Genomic DNA, 6,789 nt, shown 5'->3' with positions numbered 1-6,789 from the left:
TACATAAATAAGAAATATGAATATCTAAGCAGAAAGATGTTTATTTTTTTACGTGTGATATAAGATTTTTGATCTCTACACTACAGATAATAGGCGTGTGGTAATTATATGAGGAAATCGCTTTTGAGATAGTTTTGTAATTTTATAAGCGTACATAATTGATTGACTAAACAGACATGCTATATTTACTTGGCAAAAACACGTAACTTTAAAATAAGTAACTTCAAAAAAAGGAGTGCTACTAAGTACTCCTTGTGAGCGTGTTGGACAGAGCACTATATGGATATTCAAATCAAATTTTAGATCACAAGGATATAACAATGAAAAATATTATAATGTTGTCAGCGTTAACAGGTGTGCTTACCTTGACTGGTTGTACGACACTTAAAAGTGTCATCGGCAATGATGACTCAGGTATGCATGAAGTAAAAGCCACTAGTAGCAACATGGCGCCTGTAACCAGTAGAGGCGGTATGTTGGTCGATTCAAAAGACTACATGACTTTGTATACTTATGATAAAGATACGATGGCAAACAAATCAGAATGTGGCTCTGTCTGCATGGTCGCTTGGCCGGCCCTTATGGCACCTAGTAATGCTAAAGCTTCTGGTCAATTTGCAGCATTTCAGCGCGAAGACGGCAGTTATCAGTGGGCCATGAATGGCAAACCCTTATATTTCTACGCCAACGACACTAAAGTCGGCGATAAAGATGGCGATAATAAAGGCGGCGTCTGGCACATTGTCCGCACTAAGTAATCTTTAGCTAAATACAGTCTGAGTCTATTTATAAACATAAAAAAGCAGCCACTATATTGGCTGCTTTTTTGCTGATACGAGTAGTTATGCAACCTCAGCCATATCTTCTTCGACTACTTCAGCGACCTCTTCAACAGGTTGTACTTTCTGAGCAGCAACTTGTCGATATAAAGGAAAAAAGTCTGAATCAAGCTCGCTGTTATCAAATCCAGCACCATCTACCAAATCGTCGTATTTATCTTGGTTAATCACTAATCTGTAGGTTTTAAATAGCAACGATTGAGAGCTAAATCCTTTTTTATATTCATACAAAGTATCTAGGTTGCTACCAACACCGCCGCCTAAATGCAGTATCTTATAGTTATTTTGGCGACCCCACTCGCGTGCCACGTGAGTGATAAGTTTAGAGGGTTGTAAATGTCGATATTCACTAACAGTGCCACCTAAATGAAACTGCATAATGCCCGACTCTTTACAGCAAGTATAAATGGATGAGGCAATGGCGTGACCATCTTTATAAGCTGTGATCAATAATAGTCTATGACCAAGGTTTTTTGATAAACCATCAAAGTAACTATCATCAAAGAAATAATACTCATCTGCATTAACATGTGTCATTGTTTCTTTATATATCTTTGAGAAGGTATCAATATTTCTATCATCTAACTGCTCAATTTTAGTAGTTACATCCATCTTCAACGCCTTTTTAATGCCTCTACGATGTTGGTTTTGAGTCTCTGCCCAATGTTCAGCTTCAGTCTTCGTCAGGTCGGACATGAGCGTCACACCGTGAGTAAAGGAGCTACCAATAGAAGGGGTCCATTTTTGGCTGATCACTGGATGCAATCTCATAAATAGGGAGACGCATCCTACTTTGTATAAGAACTGTTTGACCTCTTTTAAAATCATGTTCGTTTCGACATCAGTTAAAGTGTCATCAATTAAGGGACAGCAATAGCCATATGTAGAAGTGGCATCCCAATATTCACTGTCAATGTTTCTAATAATAATAGGTAAAAAAAGCTTTTTGTTCTTGTATTCAGCAACAATCCCTTGAGCCTGCCCGCCATCCATAGGTGCCGAATTATTAATCCAACCAGACAAATGGTAAATATCAAATCTATAATTTAAAATATCTTGGTCCCATTTTTCATCAATATCTCTAAAACTAACTACTATTTTGTTCATTTCGTTATCTCCCTTAGAGCTAAGCAATGCAATATGTCATTAATACTTATATATTCTAATTAACGAATATATAATATATCAATAAACGAATATATACACAAGCTTCAGAGAAATGTTTGTTTTGAATTGATGATTGTTTGAGTTGTATTTGTGGTAAGAAAAGAAAAATTATCCAAAAGCATGTTTTATTTACCAGGTTAAACAAGTACGTTTTTCATTATCAGAACATAATTTTATTCTCTACGGAGCGAATCTAACAGATGTAGTTTTTCAGCAGTACCTTGCAAAGAATGGCAAAAACCGTTAAAATCGCTGCTTCATTTTCCCGCTGGGGATAGGCTAAGAGAGCTGTGATGTGGTGTTGGGTGCTGGAATAAGCCAGTGACACAATTGCCAGCATTACCAATGTGCTTAGTGCCTCAGTTACGTATGTAGCGCTTTTATAGCAACAGCTTATACATACATCGGACCTAGAGAGTTTATTATGCGTGCAGATATCCATCCCAATTACCAAGAAGTACTGTTTCATGACACTAATGCCGACGTGTATTTTTTGACCCGTTCTACGGCGAAGACTAAAACCACGCGCGAGTATGAGGGTGTAGAATACCCATACTACCCACTTGATATCTCAAGTGCATCACATCCGTTCTATACAGGCGAGCAGCGTAAAAGCTCAACTGAAGGTCGTGTTGCTAGCTTTAACAAGCGTTTTGGTGCATTCGGTGGCCGTGCTAAAAAAGCTGATGCTGCTGAGTAATTTTGATTTAATATCCAAAACAAAAAAACCGCTGAATATTCAGCGGTTTTTTTATGCTTGTTTATTTAACACTATCACTTTAACGCCTGCCTAAGTCTTTGAATCGTTAAGCAACTCACTGATCAGATCGCTTAACTGTAGCGCCCAGTAACCATATGTTAGGCTGCTAGGATGAAAGCCGTCGCTTGCAAACATAGCTTTGCTATCTATAGGTTTGCCGTTGCCATACTCTTTAGCCATACGAGCAAAGTCTGCTGCCATATAGTGCACATCGCTATGCTTGTCGCATACTTGCTGTAATATCCGATCGAGCTTGTCAGATTTTGCACCGACATAGCCGTTGAGTGGCATAGGCAGGGCAGGCATCTTTGCCATCGGTGGTAGGCTTGAGAATATCAAAGTCTGCACGCCAAATTTACGCTGAGCAATAGCGATGATCTCCTCGAGTTGCTGTTGCCACTTGCGCTCAGAGATGTTGGATGTGGTGTCATTAACGCCGACACTTAATACCATGACGTCTACAGACTGGCTTGGAGTCGGCAGGACATACAACCTACGCAAAATATCAAAGCTGGTATGTCCTGTGGTAGCTTGCACTGCCCAGTTAAGTACACCGAACATGGCTTGGATTATTGATTGGTCTTGCAACGCTGGTATTAGTTTACCTATTAAGGCATCCGCTTGCGTTTGGCTACCGACGCCTGCGGCAGCAGAGTCACCAACGAGCATGAGATTGAGCGCAGGCAACACGCTATCCTCAATACTATGTAGTGAAACAGATCCATGACGCTCACCTTCAGGTTCTGGCAAACGCACCGTATCGCGCTTTACTTTACTGCCTTGGTATAGATAGATTGGCGCAAGCAGCACATCTTTTGCGGCGGCAGTGATTTTGCCAGTCGTTTTTTTATTGATAGAGGCTACCATCCTGTACGTCCTCGAATAGTGACTAGAGTATCATCGATTAATAGTTGACCATCGACGAATACATCTTGGAGTAGGTTATCAGCAGAATTTGCCAAGGCATCTTCTTTAATAGTGGTAAGCTGGTTATTATCACTCTTTATCAGAGCCAATCGACCTTTTTTAGAGCGTTTTGAGCGACTGGTAATTGGATCTTTAAAGATATCCATCCACGCGCCGTCAATACAGATTGCACTGGCTTTCATCGCCCAGCTCATAGTATCGCGGGTGACTTGTTGTAGCAGACCGCCGCCCATGCCAAAGGTGACATTGTCCGCGCTAAAGCCCGCTTCCATTATCGTACCCAATATCTTGCCAAGGCTTTGCGGGTTGATACCATCGCCTTGAATGAGGCGCACATAGTCAGGCAGCACTTTATAGCCTTTGCTATTAGTCGTCGTACCGAATTTTATCGCTAAGCGCTCCAAGGCTTCGCGCACGACTTTGGCAGGGTCGCCGCTGTCAGGACGTATAACCAAAGTGCCGCCCATGGTCTCGACTTTATCTTTGAGCGCGACACCCCAGATATTATCGATGGCATTCCACAGATCATAACTATCAGAGACGACAGCGACTAAGTTACCGTCTCCACCGAACTGCTCTAGCATATTCTCATAAGCCTGCGTTTCGCGCTCGCGTCCCCAAGCGGTCATCGTACTGTGCTCAGCGGCAGGAATAGAGAAGGCGGGCATATCTTTGTCCATACCGTACCAGCGGCTAGCTGCAACCAACGCGGTCATGCTATCAGTACCTGAAAAGTTCACTAAATTGGCAAGGCTACCTAACGCGACTGTCTCCATGCTGGACGCCCCGCGCGCACCGAAGTCATGTAGCTTAAACGGCAGACCCTCTATGCTATCGGCGGACTTTTCCAGCGCTGATTTGATAATGTTCTTACAATAATAAGATAAGCTGGCGACGGTTGAAGGGTACCAAATCGCGCGTAGCAGTGCAGTCTCAAGATAGCTCGGTAACCAATAGAACTCGGGGTCAGTATTGACGATTTGGCAGACGACGTTAGACACAGGTACGATACTGCCTTCAGGGATGGCTTGAATACGTATCGGTAGTCGTCCATCGTGCTTGTCAACCAAACGCTCCCAACCTGATCGGTTAAAAGGTAAGCCATGGGCTTTAATCACCAATTCAGCGTCATCGATGTGAGCGGTGGTAATAGGCGTTTGCAAGTACTCTTTAATAAAGGCTTGCAAACCAAAGAACACTACATCGTAATCGCCACTACGCGCTTCGACATAGCTTGACATGTACTCGCTACCGGGCGGATATTGTAGCCAGTGTGAGGTTTTGTAGCTGTCTGAATTTAAGATTAAATTATTAAAATTACTGGTGTACATCACAGAACTCCTCTGCTTTGAAATGCCGCAGCGTTGCGGCGATTAACCTTTGCCGTCTATCGGCGCAGGCGGTGAAACTGGTTACGTCTTATACAAGTTATGTAGACCAATATCACAAAAATAAGGGCATACTTTGAACCTAACCTTCTATATTTCTAATAAAGCGTCAAAGCCCAACCATCTTGGTGATAATGGCATAGTGATCTTCAAACATCATTTGCGCGTCAAGCTCAGCTAATGGTAGCCAAAATGCGGCAGCGGCATCATCGCTACCTTTTACTTTGGGTAAGCCTTTGGCATCGTTTTTGAGCTGTAAATAAAAGGCTTGGGTGATGGTGCGACCGCGCGCTGAGCGATACGGATCATCAAAGGTATGCTGACTGTGAAAAGAGCCGCGCAGTACTGGTTCTGGCACTTTGAGCCGCGTCTCTTCGCGCAGCTCACGGATACAGGCATCAAATAGCGTCTCTTTGGGGTTCAAGAACCCACCTGGCAATGCCCACAGTCCGCGCCCTGGCATACTACGGCGCTCAACGAGTAAGATATGTCCAGATTGCACAACTAAGGCATCTGCGGTCATAAAGGTCGGCGGGTACGGCGCAGATTCCCACTGTTTTTTATACTTATCAATAAAGCCTGCTTCTTCATGTAAGCGCTCATATTCAGCCGTGTTTTTAAACTGGCTTAATACCTCGCGTGTGGCATCAGGGGTACGCTCAGGCGTTGGCATAGCGCCCATTAGATAGCTATCACGAATAGGTGTCGCTGATAGATTATGGTAATTGGGTACAGAGACCGACGCCCAATTGGGGAATAGTGACAAGTAATAAGAAGAGCTGTCTTTTGAATGACCAATCAAGCCAATATCCGCGTTCAAGTCATGGGTGACTGAGCGCACGCCCGCTTGTACATATTTGAGCCAGCGTGTGTCATTGTATAGCGCATCGTCCAAGGCTACGCAGTGAATGCGCGCAGCATCCTTGTCAGAGTATGCGCCCTTGATCATAGCGGTACGCTCGCTCACCGAAAACGGGTTACGCAGGCTACGCGGCAAATTAGCAGAACCAATAAGCATGATGACGTTATCTGCGCGTTTGAGCGCCTCATCCACGACGGCTTTATGTCCGCAATGAAAGGGCTGGAAGCGTCCGATAAAGACTAGATATTTATAATGCTTATTATTCTTGTTGTCTGTACTGTCTGCTAATGATGCACTCATAAACGCCAATTCCCTACGACAAACGATTTTGGTATGTACCTGCAATGACGCTAATACTGACACAAGCGCTTAGGGGCTGACAAGTGTAAAGATGTTTTGTGACGCTGACGACATTGGATTTTTACTATAAACAAAAAAAAGCCTTCTTTAACTTAATAAAGAAGGCTTATGAATTTGCTTAAAATAACATAACTTATAGCGACCCAATCTTATCTAAGCCTTGCTGCTCGATGACAGCGCTCAAACCTTCGTCTGACTCCATACGTTTGATAAACCCGTTTAGATTGCTGTACTTAGATAGATCAATCTCAAACTTCTTCGCCCACGTTAGCGTCACGTATAGATAAACATCCGCAGTGGTTTTGGTACCCGTTAAATAATCGTGTTTACCCAATTGCTCGTTTGGCAATCTCATAAGATGGGCAATCTTCTCTTTTGCATTTTTCTTTAGATCCTCTTGCGCCAAGTTGCCTTCAACGAAGCCATCAGGTCCAAAGAGTGGCGCAAAGGCTTTGTGCACATCAGCATTCACAAATGCTAGCCACT

At 43.2% G+C, this 6,789-nt stretch carries 7 protein-coding genes; 2 read left to right on the top strand and 5 right to left on the bottom strand.

The features are described from left to right. Window positions 1–320 precede the first annotated feature (320 nt). Window positions 321–758, top strand: coding sequence for a COG4315 family predicted lipoprotein (locus ACTXGO_RS08075; RefSeq protein ID WP_317200564.1), 438 nt, complete (start codon window positions 321–323; stop codon window positions 756–758). 84 nt (window positions 759–842) lie between these two features. On the opposite strand, the gene ACTXGO_RS08070 is transcribed toward ACTXGO_RS08075, so the two are convergent. Continuing rightward, window positions 843–1,946 carry a GNAT family N-acetyltransferase gene (locus ACTXGO_RS08070; RefSeq protein ID WP_443543314.1) on the bottom strand — a complete coding sequence of 368 codons (1,104 nt, stop codon included), beginning with the start codon at window positions 1,944–1,946 and terminating at the stop codon, window positions 843–845. A 484-nt stretch (window positions 1,947–2,430) separates the two neighbouring features. On the opposite strand from ACTXGO_RS08070, the gene ACTXGO_RS08065 reads away from it, so the two are divergent. Continuing rightward, window positions 2,431–2,706, top strand: coding sequence for a type B 50S ribosomal protein L31 (locus ACTXGO_RS08065; protein WP_317200566.1), 276 nt, complete (start codon window positions 2,431–2,433; stop codon window positions 2,704–2,706). A 90-nt stretch (window positions 2,707–2,796) separates the two neighbouring features. On the opposite strand, the gene ACTXGO_RS08060 is transcribed toward ACTXGO_RS08065, so the two are convergent. The 4 genes from ACTXGO_RS08060 to ACTXGO_RS08045 all read right to left on the bottom strand — a co-directional run. Then, on the bottom strand, window positions 2,797–3,633 hold the full coding sequence (locus ACTXGO_RS08060; protein ID WP_443543316.1) for an SGNH/GDSL hydrolase family protein: 837 nt from the start codon (window positions 3,631–3,633) through the stop codon (window positions 2,797–2,799). Next, window positions 3,627–5,024, bottom strand: a complete 1,398-nt coding sequence (locus ACTXGO_RS08055; RefSeq protein ID WP_443573986.1) for a nicotinate phosphoribosyltransferase — start codon at window positions 5,022–5,024, stop codon at window positions 3,627–3,629. The genes ACTXGO_RS08060 and ACTXGO_RS08055 overlap by 7 nt, the downstream gene beginning before the upstream one ends. A gap of 166 nt (window positions 5,025–5,190) precedes the next feature. Continuing rightward, entirely contained in the window at window positions 5,191–6,243 is a 1,053-nt protein-coding gene (locus ACTXGO_RS08050) for a bifunctional nicotinamide-nucleotide adenylyltransferase/Nudix hydroxylase (protein ID WP_443573984.1), read from the bottom strand. Between the two features lie 193 nt (window positions 6,244–6,436). Next, window positions 6,437–6,789: glutathione binding-like protein (locus tag ACTXGO_RS08045; RefSeq protein WP_443573982.1), on the bottom strand; the 353-nt coding region annotated here is incomplete at its 5' end.

It is taken from the genome of Psychrobacter sp. T6-1 (assembly GCF_052258445.1).
Note: the sequence above shows the minus strand (reverse complement) of the source record. Positions and strands in the feature narration are given on the sequence as shown.